This window comes from Pseudomonas sp. OV546, assembly GCF_900116845.1.
Taxonomy (GTDB): domain Bacteria; phylum Pseudomonadota; class Gammaproteobacteria; order Pseudomonadales; family Pseudomonadaceae; genus Aquipseudomonas; species Aquipseudomonas petroselini.
Window position 1 is genome coordinate 111,117 of the sequence record NZ_FPCE01000006.1, and the last position, 19,399, is coordinate 130,515.

Genomic DNA, 19,399 nt, shown 5'->3' on the forward strand with positions numbered 1-19,399 from the left:
GTTTCGAGCGAGCCGACGATATCTAGCTGTAATTTGCGAGTTGTCGGGCCGCTCGCATTGTTGCTGTCCCAAGGAACGACGACCAACAGGTAGCGTTATCTCAGCCATTCATTGGTGATTTGGTCGAAGCTCAGATCCTTCCACTCTTCTTTCCACAGCTCCCAGTACGGGATGTCGGCGGACGAGGGAGCCGGATCGCATACGTCGATTTTCACAAGCGACGGCATCACCAGTGAGTCGCCGATTAAGAGTGCCTCACCAGCGCCCAGATTTGGCATCTTCTCAATCAGCTTACCCAGCGTATCTGGGAGCAACCTGCGTACATAATTTTGATCGCTAGGGTTGGTAAGTCGCATCGCAACGAAGTTGTTGCATTGAGAGAAAATGGTTTCGGAAATTTCTGATGGGCGTTGGCTGGAGAGAAGCAAGGTGACGCCGTATTTTCGACCTTCCTTAGCTATCCGCTCAATCGACTGTTTGGCCGCCCGATATTTTGCGAGTTCACTTGTAGGTACATATTTGTGAGCCTCTTCGTAGACAAGCAAAATAGGGGCATCATTATTGATCGACTCACCTTGCTTGGTTCTAAGCACTTTATAGTGGTAACCATGCTCAAATATTAGGCGAGAAATTAGAGATACAGTGATGCTCAAAACCTCGAACGGAATGCCGCTAAGATCAAGGACTGTAACGTTGGAACCCTCGTTTGGTAGATAGCCTATGAGATTTCGGAGAGTGTTCTCAAGGGAACTTTCTTTGGCGCGGGAGCCGAAGAGAAAGCCCAATCTCTCCTGAGAGACCTTAGACTCGAATCGGGTATAAAACTTATCTAAAGAACCATCGCCATACCCGCCGTTGGTGATGCTTTCACGCTTTGTGGGATGAAATTCCAGCTTTTGTTCAAAGTATTTTATTACTCGCTCTTGGTCGTTTAGTAATAATCCAGTAGTAGGGTCTGTTTTACCCTCTTTTAATAGCTCGTAGGTTCCGTCGTTAATCATGTAGACATTTGAGTTTTTTGAATTTACTGTTTCGTTTTTTATGTTGTAGAGGGCGTTCAGTACCTCGTGGATGTCGAAGAAGACTGGGCTGTCGTAAAATATTTTGGTGTAAGCTTTGTTATGTTTCTTTTTGTTTTCCGTGACTAGGTACCGAAAGACTGAAGACTGGTTGTAGTTGTCGCGCTCTCCAGTATCCAATAACACTTCTTCTAGTTCATCACTGTTTAGTAGCCAGTAGGGGAGGTTCAAGGTGTTGATATCGATATGGTTGGCTTCAGGGAAGGCCGCTCTGTATTCAGAGTGAATATCGAAAATTATAGCGTGCGAGTTGTTTTGAGTTCCCGAAAGAGTTTTAGTTGTAGAGGTCTGAATGATTCTGGCTACTGTGTTGGATTTGCCCGCTCCTGTTGATCCGACTACTGCAATGTGCTTGTTGAAGAATTTGTTTCCGTCGACTGGAACTCTAATTTCTGGATCGGCTAGTAATGATGAGAATTCAAATTTCTTTTTTTCAGGTACGGAGTCCTCGAAGATCTTTTTAATGTCTTGGAGGGTAGCAGGTTCAACGCCAGTGGGAGGAATGGTTAACGCATCACCTCCTCGAATAAATTTCCCATCTTTAATGACACCGAGCGGGAGCGCCTCGATCACATGTCGGCGATTTTTTCTATCGTCAACTTCGATCAAAAAGCTTTCAATGATCGCAATAAGAACGCAATCTTCATGGTCTGTTACCCTGAGGTAGGAGCCGACACGCAATAAAGGATGACCCTCTGTGAAGCTGCCTAGGTCATCTACGCAGATCCGAACTTTGTTTGGGTATACTGCTATGACCTCTGCTTGCGGTTTATCGGTCATTTAATCATCTCCTTGATGTCTTCTAGAGTATCAACCTTGATTGCAGCGTAAGTTGCAGCCGTCGGAATATTTAAGCCGGTGGTGGGCGTATCGTAATAGAACTCGAATACCTGAATAGGGCGGCGATGCGAAGAATTTAAAGTGCTGTCCAAGTCACATAATTCGTCGATCAGCTTCAATCGCGTCTCCATATATGAGGTTGGGCCTTTAAGGATGGAGTCGATATGAAAACCAGATCCTTTAAAATCATTCCCATCTATAAAGGGAATCGTGGCAGCCCGTAGAGAAAATTTTAGGTTTCTGAGTGCGAGTTCATCCGCGTTAATTAAATGAATGTAGGGGCAGAATCGTTCAGTATCTGAAATTCTCGAACTTGGGCGGTTTGAGAATTTTTTGCTAAATTTTAACACCAGGTCAAGTACATTTGCCGTATCTAAATGGCCGGCGGGAAGATTTATAATGAAAAACCTGGCTTTGTTCTCTATAGACGTAGCAGTGCTTTGCTTAAAGTATTTTTCGCGCACCAAATTGGCATATTTTTTGGCCCCTTGATAGTGCCTGAGCCAGCTGTTGAATAGCTGACTCTTGTTGTTTATTTCATGGATGAAGCGGTTTTTTGTGGTCTGACGATCAATCAAGTTTTTCTCGATTGCGAGAGTTCTTATATTATTTATTGATGCCGGATAGAAAAGGTTTTCGACGTCCTCCCTTGTGGCGCCTGGTATGGTTGATAGCAATAGTTTTGCGATGCTTTCAAATTGCTCTTCATAACTTGCAGCATACACGTCTATTTCCAATAGTGTTACGAACTGGAGTATTTCCGCGTCGGTGATGTTGTACTTGCTGTGGATCAGTTCGGAGGGGGCATCTTTCTTCTGGGTTGTTAGAAAATGCGTTTTAATAAAGTCTACTGTTATTTTGCTTTTTTCAGGGAGTTTTTCTTGGCCTTCGTTATAGTGGCCATAAAGTTTGTACTTTGGTAGTGGGGTTTTATTAGAGCCCACTTCTTTGAAATGAATAATCATCGCTGCGATGGCAGGTTTGATTACGGAGTGGTTGTAATCCGTGGCCGCGTAGTATTTGCACTGAATATATTGTTCATTAGAAACATCATCAATGTCGACGTCCTCAATACCCTCAACTGTTACAATAGCATGCTCATTGGCTGCTAATAATAACTGAAGTATTGCAAAGTCGAACTGGTAAAAATAACCTTTGATTGTGGCGTTGGCTGCTCGGTTGACCATTAATATTCCCTATTAAGAATGGTATCGAGATAGGTGTCGCAAATCTGTTTCACCTATCAGATCAGACGTCACAAGAGCTTCGCGACCCTTTGGCATCGTCCTTCTTATAGCTCGTTCCGAGAGATGAGTATCTATCACTAAAGTGGCATGGTGATAGCTCATTTGGCGTGCGTGTCTTGTTTTGAATCAAATTTTCAAAACGTTGGTCGCCAATTCGCAACGTCGTCCTCTCTTAATCGAGGATATGGGGGCGACAGAAGAATAACGACACAGTGTATTGCGACATTCAGATGGTCTCGGCCAAGGGAAGGGGGTGCCGCAGTTGTTGAGCACAATCAGGGAGTCAAATCTCCCTCCGACTCTCAACAGGATCTTTGAGTGCATTCACTATGAGCTCAGCACATAAATCGATATCATTGGGAACCCACCGACATGGAGCCCGTGGTGCCAATAAGTCGAACTCCTGTGGACACCTTCGTTTTTTAGTGCTGAAACCATGCTAAAGGGCTGTGGCTGCAAACAGGTTGCTTGCTCACTAGCGCTATTTTTGAACCAAGTCTTTGTACAACTCTCGGGCCTCAAGGATCTGATCCCTGAGCTCCTCTGGATCAATGCGCATGCCACCGCGAGGCGTGACGTGAAGCGTCTTTAAGCAGTTTGCAGCTTTAATGAATTCCCGTTCTTCCGCCTGAATCCACGCGGGGCGCTTGTCTTTCCAAAATAGCCAACCCATTTGCCCAGCCTCATCTTTGATCGGATGCTCAGCAGTATGTGGGAGCGGTAGCCAATGTCCAAGCAAGAAGGTGAGTCGGATCACTCTGCAAGCGGAGCGCGCAGACCAGGAGGGTCGAAGAGCATGAGGATGGAAGCCCGAAGGGCCAAGACCAGTCCACGACTGGGCTTGGTTAACGACAGCCGTCCCTGAAAGGGCATGCCACGACAACCGCAGCGTCGATGACTACTGAAAGGTGCGCTGATCAAATGATCGGGACACAACTCCCTGTGCGCAAAGATCATACATTTTGCGCAACGCTACTTCTTCGCCAGAAGACACCCTCGCATGAGCGAAAATAGTCGACAAAAAACGCCTCCGCTCGCCATTGCCGAGCTCAGACCAGATCCTCGGCTGCCCTTGTGCATCAGGGATCGCCAGCCGGTCGAGGAGATACTCTTCCAGGCTGTGAAGCCGTTGCTGGCCATCTACCAGAATCTCGCTGTTTTCGGCCAATGCCCTGCTACCGATCAATGGCTCGTACCAGTCATTCGTGAGGTAGCTCCCCAGGTCTGCCCCTGACCAAACAGCGGAAATAAAACGAGCCTTCTGCCCTAGGTTCCACTCCAGCCCGCGCGCCCACGATGGAACGGGCATACCCATAACGAATCGCGCCGCCCACGGAAACTGCTCACGAACGGAGGAGGGATCTACCAGATACTTTTCCCAATGGCCGACTAAGACCTCGAGGGGACAATGACTGACGGTCGTGGGCATAGGACGCTGCGGCATATGGATGTGCCGGTCTGATGTTCCGCCGTCGGCGTAGCGCTTAAAAAAGGAAGTCATAGTTTTCCTGGGTAGCTCAGGTTGGTCGAAGCATTCGGGTAAGTACGGGCGCATCGCCAGGCGTCGACCGTTTCGATGATCAACAGATCTCGTGCGATGGAAATCTCGATCTGGCCGCTATCGGCCAATGCATGTGCATAGCCCTCGGCATAGGCTGCCGCTCTGTTGAATTCGGATGCGCAGGTTGAGGATTCGATGTAGCTGATCAGCCGCTCCCATGTGCGCCGTTGGCGGTTGCCGAGAATCGTGGAGGGGAACGATAAGGCGCCGCTCAGGCGCTGTGCGAAGTCATGTGTAGAGAGGGGCAAAACCATCGCTCAAAAAAAGGTACTTATCCATCACAAACGGTTGGTTTCGGAAAACCTTGAGCCTGAAGCGATTTTTTTTGAAGAGATATAGGTTTGCTCAAGCGCAGCTGCTGGGACTGATTTGTTGGAGGACTGTTACCTAGCTACAGTGTTTGAAAACCGATTTTTTACCCGGTGTATCTGGCTTGAAGTGCTTCGGCGATTTCTTTAAAACCGGCGCTTGCTGGGCCGTTGTCCCAGAACCACTGCTTCCTATCCTGATAGATCTGAAGGTGGACACTGTCGAACCCGCCGCGATGTTCACCGATGTCGAAAGTGTACCTACAAGGATCGAGCTGACAGAGGACGAACTCTTGCAACCGATTGGCTGTTCCATACATCCCGTTGAGAAGGATTTCGCGATGAATTACGTATGGTGATTGGTGCATCACAGCGTTCTCCCTTAGCAGGTCTCCCAGTTTGGAGAGAACTCTTGTTTTTCCGGCCTGCGGCTACGGCTTATCTTTGAGGCAAGCTTGAGGATGGAAGCCCGGCCGGGGCAGGACAGCGGCAAATACCGCCGTGCCTGTTTCACGACAGCCGGCTCGTCAGCGCTCGGCCTAAATAAAACGCGCCCCCTGTGAAATCATCACTTCTGAGAGCTTGATTTCGGAATGCGCGCATACTTCATCGTTATCCCGGTACCGCGATGCCCGATTTGCTCTGCTACCCACTCGAGAATAAGTTTTACAGAAACGTTGTGCATGGATTGGCGAATAGAGGATGCACGTCGCTGAGATGGACTAGCTATGGCCTCTCTTAGATAGCCTTCAATAGTCCGATGCATCTGTTCGAGGGACATTGGGACGTTGGAGTCCTTCTGAGAAGGGAAGAGGTAACCCATTGGAGGAATCTTCGCTTGGCGCACGTACTCGTCAATGAGGGTACCGAAGACGAGCGGCATGAAGAGCTGATCACTACGACTGCGCGCTTTAAAATTCTTGATTCGTAAGAGAGAGTGCTCGTCAGTAGCGTAAACGTCGTGAGCTTTCACGTTTAACAGTTCAAGCGGGCGAATACCTTGCAGCAAACCAAGGCACAAACATTGGTCATGGAGACTACCCTTGCGCTCTACAACCTTCCAAAAGCTTTTCAGTTCTTCTTGGCTGATGGGATCTGCTGGTGGCTCCAGAAGCTCTACACTCAGGCCGTCGCGTAAGTGTGCGGGACGCTTCGACAGCCCCTGATTGGCAGCCCCAGCCAGGTCATTGGCTGGCCCTGTGATTAACTCAAAGACGGACTGAGAAGCGAGATTACCTGCCTGTTGTGAACGTGAAGTCTGGAACACGGTAAGCTCGTGTAAGGGCAGCAACCTTACTAACTGGTTGACGTCGCGCTCACCAATGTCAGTAACTTTTTTGGACTGACAGAAAGCGGTAATGGCGTTACTGATCCCGACCCTGACTTCATCTTGAGTAGGCCCGGCGACGTTCTTGGCGTGCTCGCTAGCCGATTTTTGCAGATCATGAAGATCCTGATAGCCAAGACCTTTCGAGATGATTTCTTGCGAAGAGGCGAGGGATAGAGAAAAAACGCTCAGCCAATTGCGCTGGAGCTTTTTGACGATACGGTTGAAGCCGTACTTGATACGTAGGTCGGCGAGATAGATTGGTACGCGCATAGCATCCTCCAATTCGCCAGCGGTGTCGGCTGCCCTCTGACTGTTGTCGGAATGCATATGAAGCGAAAGAGATGAAGCACCCTGTGGCTATACCGCCTTGGCGAACCGACCGCCCGATCTCGACTAGGGATCCGAGCGGTCAAGTTAGCATATCGAGTGATTGACATTCTAGTCGCCATCCCGATTAGCGCTCCTGCAGGGCGTCCATCGAGTAATCCTTCTGAATACGCGCTGCGCCACATGGCCGCTTCGATTAGTACCATAGATGTGCTTTACCAAGTGATCAATGGCTCCAAGCCTAGCGGCGAAAATTAGTGCAATCGCTTCGTCTCATCAGCCCGTTCGATGGGCATCCATCATCATGAGGTATCAACATCAGCCTCGCCTGTTTATGTACTCTTCAGTATTGTTCTGTTATCAGACTGATATCAAAAAGCAACGCAACAAAAAATAATCAATCCGGCAAAAAGCATATCAGGCTGTCAATATGTGCAAATAAGATTAAGTGTATATTGACAGCTCGCGACTTGTTGTGCTTGCCAGATTGTTTTTTTTGATTATGATTGCCAAAAGCAACTGATCTAAGAGCATTCCCTACCGTGAACTACACAGTCTATCCGCCGCAAGAAGTTGACAGCGTGCTTAGTGCTAGAGCTGCAATTACACACCTGGGTGAACATTTCCAAGCATTCCTGAACGCGAACAATATTTCAGGTTGGGCGCCACTGGACGATTACACTCTTAGAGAGGATAGAGTGGCGGATGTGCTAGTATATCTTGGCACCTCGAAGGGGATGACTGTTGCTCAGATTAAATATCGAGCGCGGAAGCTTATGAGAATTGTGAGTTCCTCCGGGGGTACGATGAAGCTGAGTTTTGCCTACAACGTAGTTGCGAACTGCCTAGGGTATGCGGAATATAGGTTTGCTTATATGTGCCGTTCAGTTGACCATTATGTTGAAAACCTATGGCCGCTGGGGATGGTAAATAATGGCTGTTTGTTTGAAGATATGGAGCGGGCAAGCTGGCCATCTTCAGCAGTTTCGTTAAGGATGCGCGAAAATCTTCAGTTCAATAGGAATCGCGATGGGGTTTTCAAAGAAATAAAGCGAAAGAAAAAAAAGGAACGTAGCCAAAAAGAAAATGAGTTTTTGATGATTAGGAATAATGCCTTGACGCGAAGGGCGACTGTGCCAATCGAGACGCGAGATTAGTTGCTTGATACCCTGTTTAAGTTTGCAGCCGGTGACGTGTTCCAAAAGGTGCTGGTTCTGAATTAGGGCTGTTCAAATAGTCTACGAATAGCTTTCGTCGCGGTGTGAGTTACGGGCTCAGAGCGAATGGCAGGCCATTGCACTGGCTACTACAGAAAGCCGATAGGCATCATTGTCTGACCAAGAATTTCAGCCGTTCCCGACCAGCGATACTCTGATCCCGGAGTTCTTCGGGATCATTCCGCATTCCTCCGTCAAGCGCAACCTGCAACGTAGTAAGAGGACTATGTTGGAGCCGCGAGTAACGTTCAAACCCAGAAGTGATCTAGGTACGAATGGTCGCCTCAGTAGTGTCATAAGCCGGAGCCACTTCCTCGCCAATCATTACTTCTCGGTTTAATTCTCCAATTCGTTGAAAGCGGCTCTGGAAAGGCATTCCGGCACCTCTCCAGTGACTCCATTAATCCGCTACGCAAAATTGAGAGTCTTGTTCCGGGTGCTCATTTCTTGGCAGCCTTGCTGTTTTTTTCCTTATGAGTGGCGATGTTGGTAACGTTACTCAATGCAGAGAGGTCTTTATTCAACTCATCGATCTGCGAGATAAGCATCAGCTCTCTGGCCAAGCTCTCGTGATAGAGGTCTTTGAAATGCTTCTCAGCCCCCTTGTTGGGTTTCGCACTATTTTCTTTTTTTTGTTTGGCTGCGGCTGCCTTGGTCTTTTCGCGAAGCTCATCAAAGCACTCGCGATCTTTTCTGATGGAGCCTTTACCGCGCCCAGCTTCCAAGGCCACGTTGTTGATGGTGATCTTGCTGCCCAGCGGCAGGATGTTTGGCCTGTTTTCAACCAGTCGTTGAAGTGCTGTTTCATATTGAAGAATGACATCGGAAGTCATGAGTTCGCATCATCCTTAACAATCTCAACACGTTGTGCTTTATTCTTTGGAGCGCGTACTTTGGGGCGAGGATGTTTACCGCTAGGCGAGCACTTTTGCAGTGATGCTTTAGCCACGGTATCGCGGCTGATTTTCACTCCTGATGAAGCAGATTGATTGTTGATCAGTCGTTGAGGAGCAGCTTCGTATTGCTGGATAACATCTGAGGTCATGCGATCACCTGTGAGATTTTGTCTTTGAAAAATTGCAGCATGCTAAGCTTGGTTTGTTCTGTGTTGTAGGCAAATGTTCCTTCGGGAATGCTTTCGATGATTTTTGATTGAATTAGGATTGTTTGGTCTAGCTTTTTTTCCTTGATGCAGGCGCTGCTGCAGTCTACGCAGCTCACGTAATTAAGGTGCGCTCGCTCCTTGCACTCCCCAATCTTGAAGCAGCCACCAAGGATCGTCTCTTTATATGAAAGAAATCCCTGTTTCATTTTGCCCAAGGTTTCCTTGAAGTTTGTAACAATGTTGGTGACGTATTCCCTTTTAACGTTGCGCTCATACCAGGTTCCAGCAGCGCCGTGCAGATTCGCTTTTTCCATAATTACATCCTTGAGAAAGAGGCTAGCTTCAGCATTCACTGCCTGCGCTTTGAAGAACTCCGCCATATCAGGATTCTGCTCGGAGAAAAGAAACTTGGCAGATGCAAATCCCCGGGTGTAATAGATGGACATCTGTAGCAGTGTGTGATGAAGCATTCTTTTCAAAGAGGGTAGGGACACCAAGCCGCTCTGAGCTGCATAAACGGCCATTGACCGCCGGAATTGGTGCGTGGTTAGATTCCAGTTTTGACCTACTTGAAACTTTGGATTGGCGGCCCAGTTACGAAGTGGGTCAAGCATCACCAGTTCCTGGTAGTCCTCATCTGTAATTGTTGTTTGCGGAAAAGTCTCTTCCCAGCGGGTTGGGTGTAGGGCACTCTGGTACAGTTCGGTATCTTTTTGTTTTTTTTCGTATTCGTTGGCTACCGGAAGGTATGATACTGAAAGAAAAAGGCGATTTTCAGTATCTATGCAAGCTGGCATATATGTTTTGATCAGTCGAGTGATGCTGCAAGCACAATCGTAAGGAAGTAGAATTGACTCGGAGGTGACCCACTTGGCTGGTCGAGGCTGTTTGGTGAGCTTTACCGTAAGTCCTTCCACAATGTATGTCTTAGGCCCTGTTTTTTTAACGCAACCATCCTTTAAAAGGTAGGCTTCCCGATCCCGCATGGCGGTAAAGACGTGAATAAGCATTTTTGCAGCGTAGTTACATCTGCTGATAAAGTTGCCAATATTCGAGAGTTGCCTCATCTTATATTTGTCACGAATTGCTGAGAGACCACATTCTTCCATGGCGACGTCGAACTCAACGTTGGGTTTGTGCGGATCCTTGGACTTTCTTTTGAATCGGCCATAGAATCGATTCGACGCTACTCGTCGGTTCAATTCAGAAAGCTTTTCTTCGTTTTCTTGATATTCCTGGAGTAGGGACGTGTAATGAGAAATCTTTTCGAACAAAATTCGCCCTGGAATAACGGGGTGCTGCTCTGACTCATCCTCTGATTCTCGAATTGCCCGGTCGAGTATCTTGGTGATAGTTTTAGACACAGGAAGTATGTGCTCTTCAATCACCTTGTTGATAATCATCTGTAGAGTTCTGAGGGTCGTATACGACTTTATTTTGTCGACGTGCGTCTTAAAATGGACAGGATGTTCGAGAAGTTCCGCCAATGTGATGCCCTTATTCGTGGCTTGATTGGCGAGTCTGCGGAGATCAGTTAAGAAGGATCGTACTGTGTCAATACTCGGGTAGGAGCCAGTTCTCTGTGAGGGCCGATAAATCCAGACTGCAACAATTTTTTGTGTTTGTTCAAGGTTCTTAATCTCAAGTTCGGTACTTGTCCTGAACTTGCTGAAACTGATGTAAGCCTTTCTGTTTTGGTGGTTTCTCAATAATGGCGTCTGCCATTCAATATCTCTCACAACGCTTAGAATATTACCGTGTATGTCCCTGCTAATTACGGTCGCAGGAGTGACCAGGTAGGCGGGGATGCCCATGTAGGCATCGATACCATGCTGGAGCGATACAGTGGATGATGATTTCATTTAATTGCCCCAACGTGAACTAATTGGTTAAGTAGGGCTGCCCAGTATCCAGAAAGTTCTTCATGGTCAAATACAGAGGCCCGGATGGTCGAAACTCTTTCGGCGAGCTCCGGTGAGATTTTGCTAATACTTATTAAGATTGATTCAATTCGTCCCACTGTTGGGCCGTTCAACTTATTGAATTCTTCAGTCGAAGTAGACTGGTGGCGAATTTCGTTGAGAAAATACTTTAGGCTGAAAAGCTTTTTGATGTCATTATCTGTAGCATGCACAACAAAATTTGTGCAAAACAAGCATGTGATAAAGTTCTCACAAGCTGGTTGGCTAACTTCCGGCTCGATCTCCATCACAGCTATAGCATTTCCGGGTTCAATGCAGTGTCCGGCAGGTATGTTCTGCTGGCGCTTTTGGGCTGAGGCTTTAATAGCATCTGATAGCAGATTGTAAAATGCGCTGATTTCTTTAGTGGCTACATCATCTTCAGCTGATGAATAGGCCTTGGCTATAGTGCCGATCCTACTTTGTAGAAGCTGGCTTGCTACGACAAGTCCGTACTCTTTGAGCAGGTAGTTTGACTTATATAGGCGCAGTTGACGGTAGCCCACCTTGGGGAAATCCTTGTCTACTAATGAGCGCATCGCAGATATAAGTTTTAATAAGCAGCCTTTTTGTAGAGGTCTAACCCTATCTTCTGGCATAACAGGTACATGCAGAAAAAGATACTTCGAAGCATAGTTGCTGGTGATAAGTTTTCTTAATTCAAGATACTCTTCAAATCTTTTGACGAATTTCGCAGCTATGGTAAAGCTCTGACGCTTGTTACCTGCTCGCCACTTCACAGTACGGAAACCTTGGTGAGCCGGCACTACGTCGTAGGTACCAGTGTGCCACTCTAGGACAGAGATCTGTTTTTCGTTAATTGCAGTGTTTGCCGCGAATAAAAGAAGAAAGCAGTCATGCGCCCATTTGGCGAGCCGATGCCTATGTTGAGTTAAAATAGCGGGATTGGCATTTTCGCTCTCGAGCGACAGGAGGCCGTTCCTATACCGCTTCCTGCGATTTCTGGGTTGGTTGGCAATCAACGAACCCGTGTTGTAGTCCCAGACCTCACTTGCACCTTGGAGAGGAACAAAATTTCTTGGATGGCAGAAATATTCATGAGGAACGATCCACTGCATCTTGCCGAATAAGAAAATTTGAAATGGATACTTGTCGAGGTTAATTAGCGATTTTGTTAGTCCGCTGAAAATGTCGGACGAGATCGCGAGAGCATGCGACAACTCATCTTCCTTGGGAACTTTTGTCTCGTTTTTAGGCGGAGCCTTAGTGTTAACATGTACTCTCGGTAAAGCCTGTTTGAAGTGTGTTTCTGAATCGGGAAATAGAGACTTGATAATACTGAATGCATAGGTTTGTTTTCCGGAAGCCGTTGAGTCTGCGTTTTTTCCGGCTACCCACTGATTGTAAACAGCGTTAGAGTATGATGAATAGCACTCATAATAATTCTGATCGCTTTTCAAGAGGTCGGAATAACCATTCTTATAGGCCCACTCGAACTGCTGATTCAATAACCGGCATCGCCCCATGAATGTTGTAGGCCTAATTTCGCCGGTTTTAAGGTTGTCGATAAGCGCTCTGGCCCATCCATCAATTGCCTTGGCTTTATCGCGACAGTAATCGTACTGGTTGAACTTGTAAAGAGAACTCCCTGATATCCGGCGCCTCTGAGTAAAGCAGTGTGACCCGACATGAAAAAGGTCTTCGTCAACTACCAGGAAGGCAAGATTTTGAATCCCATTGTTATCAATTATTTTATGAATTTCGATCATGGAGGTCTTGTCGACGTCAATGACTGTAATGCCTGGATTGTTACGCAGTATTGAGCGAACTTTAGGCGTAAACATAGTTTTCCACCAAGGTCTGAAGGTGAAGTTCGAAGTCACTCTGAGCCTGCAGGCCGATATTTCTCGTTTCCCGGAAACGGGAGTATCGCTGCGTTGTTGAAATGTCGCTGTGGCCCATTCTTCGCTGCGCTTCAGTTAGCACGGCATAAATACGATTCTCATCCGAGCTAGGTATGCCTTTCAATTTTTGATCAATTAGATTCATGCAGAAGCAAGCCCTAAGATTATGAAATCTAAATTTGAACGGTGTGTCAGACTGGTTTAATAGAGGTTGGAGTTTTTTAGAGGCGAACTGACGAACTGAGTAGCCTTCTTGAATCGGTTTGTCTTGACCCCTTTCAATATCATTTTTTGATATGTAGTAGGGGTTGCCGTGTTGAGTTAGAAATACATATTGCTCCCCGCCGTTTTTTGCTGAGGCCTTGGTGACTCGCTTAGTATGACGATCTGAATTTATGTAAGCGTAAAGCAAGGCATTTAACCAAGCAGGAATGTATATGAGCATGGATTTGTTAAATTTATTATCGATCAGTGTCCCGCGACCTATTTTCACTGCTATTTCGTTTGTTTTAACGAGTTCTGGATTTACAATGTTGCACTCGCGGATGGTAAAAGTTGTGCTGATCCTTGATCCTGTAAATATGGACAGAAGGAAAGCCAAAAACATTTCGGTATTGCCGCTTGCAACCAAAGTTTGCACTAGAACGGTCTGTTCCTCTTGGCTGTACGGATAGAGCTTGCCTTCATCGATAATGTAATCGTCTGTAAAGTCTTCACCTGTTGCCACGATTCTTAGGTTGGTCGTTATTACTGTTTTGTTTCGATAGAAGCCTCTCCTGTCATGAAATGGAATTCTGCAAACTTTTTCTGTCCATAGGGCTTCGGTGGGATGATAGTCGTAACGACCCTGCATCCAGCGATAAAAGTTCACGACTGCCGAAATTCGCCCGTTTGCAGTGCTAGGTGCAATTTCATTCAGATTAACCCTTAGGCTTAACTCGGCCTTATAATGAAATGTCGGGCGTGCGCCTTCTCGTTTGGGTGTTGCCAGGTAATCAACGCCGTCTTGTGCTAGCGTATTCATGTAGTCCACAAGACCCTTGGCGAATCCTTTCAATGTCTGATCTGACGGCGCGTCAAAATCCATGGCTCTCGCTAGGATGTAAAGCGAACCATGCCTCCATATGGAACCATCTGGCCTAAGGATTACCGGTACGTTACGGACTTCCTTATTTCCGCCATTGCTATCGAACGGTCTGATGGAATAGTTAGCCGCCAAAGTAGCTTCTTGATCAAAGCCATCCTCGTCATCAGTGTGAGTCGACTTTCTAAATAAAGACACAAGCGGCAACGTCACGTACCGGTATTTTCTAACAGGTACTTTTCGAGGCGTTTTATTTGCGAGTGCTGGCATGCTCGAAGGCGCGATTAGGGATTAGGGGTAACGATTGAAGTTCCCCTTCAGTGGTTCTGTCAAGAGCCATTTAGAGTATGCAGAGAGTAGACTCTTATTTGCGCATTATTTATATTTCGTTATTTATTAATGAATTGTCAGGTTTGGTTGTTTGACAAATTTTGGCTCTACTAATGTTGCGCTATTCGCAGCGCCTTGAGCTCCGTGGCTCACGGACGCAAGGTCAGTATTGATGGAAAAAATAGTAGTGCAAAGTTTCGATATCTAGGGACTATTAAGCCAACGTTATTTATTGTTTATTCGCGCCAAATATTTACCGACACCAATTGACCAACGGTCGCTGTGTCACCTAGCTGTGGACGTTAGTACCTTTGGTACCCGGAGGTTTTTCAGAACGGCTCAACGCCTGCTTCAAGGTACTGTTCGACTTGTGACTGAAGCTGCTAGCCGGCTAATTGCGGCTCCCTCTGTGTGTACGGCTCTTTAGGACAGCATCGCTACACGTCTGGCTGATTGGAGGTTTTCCTTCGCTTGCTACAGCTGCGTTTACGAGTGCGGGTCTCCTCCCTGCAGAAGAGTCGTGTATCCGGTTGGCGAGCTCGGCGTTTCACCAGTCAGCACGCATCATGCTGCCTGAATTGAATGATGCAGCGTCAATAGATGTTGCTCACTTCCACCTCCGGGAGCAGGAGCTATTTTTCCAAGCGCGGTACGGCAGCGCACCTATTCCTGAGGAAGACAGCCCCATCTAATCAGATGCTGGAGAGATGGTTAGGGTTGGCGATGGATGATTTGGAGAGACGTACACATGGAATACGAGTCCTCTCCAGCACTATTGCTCCTGCCCAATCCAAATTACCACTAGGTGATTGACTGATGCCATCAAGACGCTGGAGCTGCTTCGCTACCGTCTCTTTGGCTAACCGATTCACCTATTCGGGTTACCTCCTAAATGCCGAAGGAAGTGCTGAGTAGGCGTTAGCCACACCGAAGCCGTTGCTGACAGTCTGGGTGGAGGGATGAGAGCTTGGTACGGGGAGGAGGAAATCAGGATGAAATGGGGTTGTCCATTTTTGAGATTATCTACGGGTCAGAGTCAGTTTTTCATAACTCACGGGTGATTCTGCACCTTGACCGTGTGCAGGGTGATGTCCACGACATCGCCGTCGGCGCCGACCTGGGGCATCTCGATCCAATCGCCGACCCGCAGCATGTCGTTGCTGGTCAACTGCACGCTGGCGACGAACGACAGCAGCGTGTCCTTGTACACCAACAGGATCACCGCTGACATGGCGCCAAGACCCGACAGCAGCAACAGCGGCGAACGGTCGATCAGGGTGGCGACGATGATGATTGCGCCAAACACGAACAGCACCATCTTCGCCAACTGCACATAGCCCTTGATCGAGCGGGTGCGGGCGTGTTCGGTGCGGGCGTAGATGTCCAGCAGGGCGCTGAGCAGGGCGCTCATGGCCAGTACCAGGAACAGGATGGTCAGCGCCAGGGCCACGTTGCCGATAAACAGGATGGCGGTCTTGCTCAGGTCCGGCACCAGGTAAAGGCCGAATTGGATCACCAGCGAGGGCGTCATCTGTGCCAGGCGATGGAAGACTTTGTTGTGCCGCAGGTCATTGAGCCAATGCAGGGCCGGTTGCCGGCCGAGCAGTTTGACGGCGTGGAGGATGAGGTAACGTGCCACCCGTCCAAGCAATAGAGCCACCACCAACAACACCACAAAACCGAGGCTGGCATGCAGCAGCGGGTGTTCATCGAGGGCGCCCCAGAGATCTTGGACGTTGAGCCAGAGCTGTTTGATATCCATGGGTGAAACCGATTCTTCTATGGGACAAGACGGGGCGATTAGAGCATTTAAGTGCAACAAAGTTGATGTCATGGACAAATGCCCTGACAAAAAAGCGCCTGAATGACGCCGTTCGCGTAAAGAAACTCGGTTTGGACGGCCGAAACCGGTACCCTATGCAGCTGATTTTTTGTATTTCTTCGAGGTAGCACCCGTGTTTTCCCAATTCGCCCTGCACGAACGCCTGCTCAAAGCCGTGGCCGAGCTTAAATTTGTCGAGCCTACGCCGGTGCAAGCAGCGGCCATCCCGCTCGCGCTCGAAGGGCGTGACCTGCGGGTGACGGCTCAAACCGGGAGTGGCAAGACCGCCGCTTTCGTCCTGCCGATTTTGAATCGCCTGATCGGCCCGGCCAAAGTCCGCGTCAGCATCAAGACCCTGATCCTGCTGCCGACCCGCGAGCTGGCCCAGCAGACCTTGAAGGAAGTGGAGCGCTTCTCGCAGTTCACCTTCATCAAGTCCGGCCTGATCACCGGCGGTGAAGACTTCAAGGTGCAGGCCGCCATGCTGCGCAAGGTGCCGGACATCCTGATCGGCACCCCAGGCCGCATGATCGAGCAGCTCAACGCCGGCAACCTCGACCTCAAGGAAGTCGAAGTGCTGGTGCTCGACGAAGCCGACCGCATGCTCGACATGGGGTTTGCCGATGACGTGCAGCGCCTGGTGGCCGAGTGCATCAATCGCCAGCAGACCATGCTGTTCTCCGCCACCACCGGCGGTTCCACCCTGCGCGAGATGGTCGCCAAGGTGCTGAACAACCCTGAGCACCTGCAGGTCAACAACGTCAGCGACCTCAACGCGACCACGCGCCAGCAGATCGTCACGGCTGACCACAATGTGCACAAAGAGCAGATCCTCAACTGGCTGTTGGCCAACGAGACCTATCAGAAAGCCATCGTGTTCACCAATACCCGCGCTGCCGCCGACCGTATCTACGGCCGCCTGGTTGCCCAGGAATACAAGGCGTTCGTGCTGCACGGCGAGAAAGACCAGAAGGACCGCAAGCTGGCCATCGACCGCCTCAAGGCCGGCGGTGTGAAGATCCTCGTGGCCACCGACGTTGCCGCGCGCGGCCTGGACGTGGACGGCCTGGACCTGGTGATCAACTTCGATATGCCACGCAGTGGCGACGAATATGTGCACCGCATCGGCCGTACCGGGCGTGCCGGCAATGATGGCCTGGCGATCTCGCTGATCTGCCATGGCGACTGGAACCTGATGTCGAGCATCGAGCGCTACCTCAAGCAGTCGTTCGAGCGTCGCACCATCAAGGAAGTCAAAGGCACCTACACCGGGCCGAAGAAGGTCAAGGCATCGGGCAAGGCCGTTGGCGTGAAGAAGAAAAAGACCGACGCCAAGGGCGACAAGAAAAAGGCCGGCGCCAAGTCGCCGACCAAACGCAAGATTGCCAACCGGCCGAAGACCGACAACCTGTCGCTCGTCAGCAAGGACGGCATGGCGCCACTCAAACGCCGCAAGCCGGAAGCGCCGGCTGCTGAATAAGGCTTGAGTGACATGAAAAAACCGGACCTTTGTCCGGTTTTTTTATGCCATCAGCTTTTGGCTTTGGCCGCTGCTTCCCTGAGCTCCTTGAGACGGGCGTCGATCAACTGGCATTTATCGGGGAACTCAGCGCTTTCGGTATCCAGGTCCATCTTCTGCAGCTCGTCGTTCATCTCCTTGGCCTTGGTCGGGTTCTGTTCGGTCAGTTTGGCCACTTCCTGGGCCAGTTGCTCGCGCTTGGCCGTGGCCTCATCGGGCGTGCAGGCCCAAGCGGGCAGGGCGGCAGTTAGCGTGGCGACGATGGCCAGGTTCATCAGGGTTTTCATGGGCAGACCTCCTTGGCGGTTATGAGCTGTTGAGGCCGCGAACGTCTGGAAAGTTCAGAGAAATGACGTCCGTCTATTCGGCTGAACGGCCAGTGACCCGGCCTGTCACAACCTTGACGGGCTACTTTCCACCAGCCTGCAGGAGGAATCAGGATGACGACTTACAACTGGGATCTGATCGAACGTCTGCTGCATGAAGTGCAGAACGGCGAGGGCAGCTTCGCCCCGCGCAAATACGCCGAGCAGGAAGCGGCCGAAAAGGCCACGGCGGGCGAGTCCACCGGCAACCTGGATGCGCTCAAGAAGACGGCGGCCGATTATGAAGCGCTGCTGTTCAAACGTGGCTTTATTGAGTCGCGCCCTGAGGAAGAGGGCGGAAATGGCGAGAATTTCATCCTCACTCCACTGGGCGCACAACTGTTGGCGCTGATCGACAGTTCGATTCCCGGCAATGATCACCCGCGTCAGGTGCTGGATGAGCAGGCGGACGCGCTGGATCCGGCGACCTTTGCCGAGGTGGCTTCCAAGGCTCAGATTGCCTGATCGGCCACTGCGCTCATCTAATGTGGGCGGGGGCCAGCCCCTCTCACATTAGCTTGCGCTGCCTTTGAGGCATTTCAGTGCCTTGAAGTCGCTGCGTACGCCGTCGATTTTTTGCGTCAGTTTCAGGCGCTGTTGCACGCTGCTTTGCGCCATCAGGTCGACGATCAGGCTGCGTGCCGCCGCTTCCGTCTCGGCGTAGGCGACGCGGTACTCCGGCGTCCACAGGCTTTCCCGGTCCACCAGCAGTTGCTGCATTTTCTGCGGGAAGTCGGCGCTCTGGCGTTGCTTCACGGCGTCGATAAATTGCGCCTGCCAGTGCGCGCGGTTACCGATCCATTGCTGGTTTTGCTCACCCAGGCTGATAGACCAGGCCGTGACGCGGTTTTTCTGGCTATCGCTCAGCGGCCCCATCCACGCATCCAGGCGTTTATTCATGCGCTCGGCGCGTTCTTGGATCTGCTTGGCCAGCGGTGGCTTGAGGTACTCGTCCTGGCGCTTGCGCAGGTCTTTGGCCAACGCGTCGTTCATCTCTTTGACCTGTTGATCGTCCAGCCCCTGCAACAACTCGATGGCCGACGGTGTGACCTCGCGGGCGACCTCGGCGATGGCCTGCTTGGCCTCTACGGTGCGCGTCTGCAAGGCCGCGTCGGTAACCTGGTTGTCGTCGACCATCTGCTGCAGGCGGTCCAGCCAGTCCAGGTAGCCCGGCAGTTGTGTGGTGCAATGCCAGGCCAGGTGCTCCTTGAGCTTGTCGTTGAACCAGCTCTTCTGCCCGGCGTTCATGTCCAGGTAGTCGTTGAGGGTCCAGGGAATGATCACGTCCAGGTTGCGATAGGCCAGGCCTACGCGATTGCAGCCGGCGAGCACCAGGCTCAGGGTCAGCAGTACGACGAGTAATTTGAGCCGACGCAGCATGGGCGGGTCCTTCGCAATGTGGGTTATCACATGTGAGCCTGCGCGGGGGGCGACAGTTC

Annotated in this window: 16 protein-coding genes and 1 pseudogene; 3 read left to right on the forward strand and 14 right to left on the reverse strand. The window is 49.9% G+C overall.

The window, feature by feature from the left end; translation table 11 throughout:
• Positions 1-95: 95 nt before the first annotated feature.
• From herA to BM403_RS15565, 6 genes are all read right to left on the reverse strand, one after another.
• Positions 96-1,859, reverse strand: coding sequence for an anti-phage-associated helicase HerA (gene herA, locus BM403_RS15535; protein ID WP_093543640.1), 1,764 nt, complete (start codon positions 1,857-1,859; stop codon positions 96-98).
• Positions 1,856-3,106, reverse strand: a complete 1,251-nt coding sequence (locus BM403_RS15540) for a DUF4297 family anti-phage-associated protein (RefSeq protein WP_093543642.1) — start codon at positions 3,104-3,106, stop codon at positions 1,856-1,858. Before BM403_RS15540 ends, herA begins: the two co-directional genes overlap by 4 nt.
• Positions 3,107-4,064: 958 nt before the next feature.
• Positions 4,065-4,667, reverse strand: coding sequence for a hypothetical protein (locus BM403_RS15550; protein ID WP_093543646.1), 603 nt, complete (start codon positions 4,665-4,667; stop codon positions 4,065-4,067).
• The gene (locus BM403_RS15555; RefSeq protein WP_093543801.1) at positions 4,664-4,975 is read right to left on the reverse strand and encodes a hypothetical protein; all 312 of its coding nucleotides are present in this window, start codon (positions 4,973-4,975) and stop codon (positions 4,664-4,666) included. The genes BM403_RS15550 and BM403_RS15555 overlap by 4 nt, the downstream gene beginning before the upstream one ends.
• 167 nt (positions 4,976-5,142) lie before the next feature.
• Entirely contained in the window at positions 5,143-5,403 is a 261-nt protein-coding gene (locus BM403_RS15560; protein WP_175538078.1) for a hypothetical protein, read from the reverse strand.
• Between the two features lie 200 nt (positions 5,404-5,603).
• On the reverse strand, positions 5,604-6,635 hold the full coding sequence (locus tag BM403_RS15565; RefSeq protein WP_093543650.1) for a site-specific integrase: 1,032 nt from the start codon (positions 6,633-6,635) through the stop codon (positions 5,604-5,606).
• 599 nt (positions 6,636-7,234) lie between these two features.
• Here BM403_RS15565 and BM403_RS15570 point away from each other — a divergent pair.
• Positions 7,235-7,849 (forward strand): hypothetical protein, encoded by a 615-nt coding sequence (locus BM403_RS15570; protein ID WP_093543652.1) that lies wholly within the window; start codon positions 7,235-7,237, stop codon positions 7,847-7,849.
• Between the two features lie 500 nt (positions 7,850-8,349).
• On the opposite strand, the gene BM403_RS15575 is transcribed toward BM403_RS15570, so the two are convergent.
• The 6 genes and pseudogenes from BM403_RS15575 to BM403_RS15595 all read right to left on the reverse strand — a co-directional run.
• Complete coding sequence (locus tag BM403_RS15575) at positions 8,350-8,742, reverse strand: hypothetical protein (protein WP_256577170.1); 393 nt, start codon at positions 8,740-8,742, stop codon at positions 8,350-8,352.
• Positions 8,739-8,954, reverse strand: a complete 216-nt coding sequence (locus BM403_RS31515; protein WP_139237977.1) for a hypothetical protein — start codon at positions 8,952-8,954, stop codon at positions 8,739-8,741. Before BM403_RS31515 ends, BM403_RS15575 begins: the two co-directional genes overlap by 4 nt.
• Positions 8,951-10,876 (reverse strand): integrase, encoded by a 1,926-nt coding sequence (locus BM403_RS15580; RefSeq protein ID WP_093543654.1) that lies wholly within the window; start codon positions 10,874-10,876, stop codon positions 8,951-8,953. The genes BM403_RS31515 and BM403_RS15580 overlap by 4 nt, the downstream gene beginning before the upstream one ends.
• Entirely contained in the window at positions 10,873-12,780 is a 1,908-nt protein-coding gene (locus BM403_RS15585; protein WP_093543657.1) for an integrase, read from the reverse strand. Before BM403_RS15585 ends, BM403_RS15580 begins: the two co-directional genes overlap by 4 nt.
• Positions 12,767-14,194, reverse strand: coding sequence for a site-specific integrase (locus BM403_RS15590; RefSeq protein ID WP_256577171.1), 1,428 nt, complete (start codon positions 14,192-14,194; stop codon positions 12,767-12,769). Before BM403_RS15590 ends, BM403_RS15585 begins: the two co-directional genes overlap by 14 nt.
• Before the next feature lie 1,120 nt (positions 14,195-15,314).
• Positions 15,315-16,016, reverse strand: a pseudogene (locus BM403_RS15595) (mechanosensitive ion channel domain-containing protein); the annotation flags it as partial.
• 193 nt (positions 16,017-16,209) lie between these two features.
• Here BM403_RS15595 and BM403_RS15600 point away from each other — a divergent pair.
• Entirely contained in the window at positions 16,210-17,556 is a 1,347-nt protein-coding gene (locus BM403_RS15600; protein ID WP_043205730.1) for a DEAD/DEAH box helicase, read from the forward strand.
• Between the two features lie 50 nt (positions 17,557-17,606).
• Here the strand turns inward: BM403_RS15600 and BM403_RS15605 are convergent, their stop codons facing one another.
• Complete coding sequence (locus BM403_RS15605) at positions 17,607-17,882, reverse strand: hypothetical protein (protein ID WP_015885271.1); 276 nt, start codon at positions 17,880-17,882, stop codon at positions 17,607-17,609.
• A gap of 153 nt (positions 17,883-18,035) precedes the next feature.
• Between BM403_RS15605 and BM403_RS15610 the strand changes: the two genes are divergently transcribed.
• On the forward strand, positions 18,036-18,425 hold the full coding sequence (locus BM403_RS15610; RefSeq protein WP_015885270.1) for a hypothetical protein: 390 nt from the start codon (positions 18,036-18,038) through the stop codon (positions 18,423-18,425).
• 48 nt (positions 18,426-18,473) lie between these two features.
• Here BM403_RS15610 and BM403_RS15615 read toward each other — a convergent pair whose 3' ends face one another.
• Positions 18,474-19,340, reverse strand: coding sequence for a DUF6279 family lipoprotein (locus BM403_RS15615; RefSeq protein ID WP_043205729.1), 867 nt, complete (start codon positions 19,338-19,340; stop codon positions 18,474-18,476).
• Positions 19,341-19,399 lie beyond the last annotated feature (59 nt).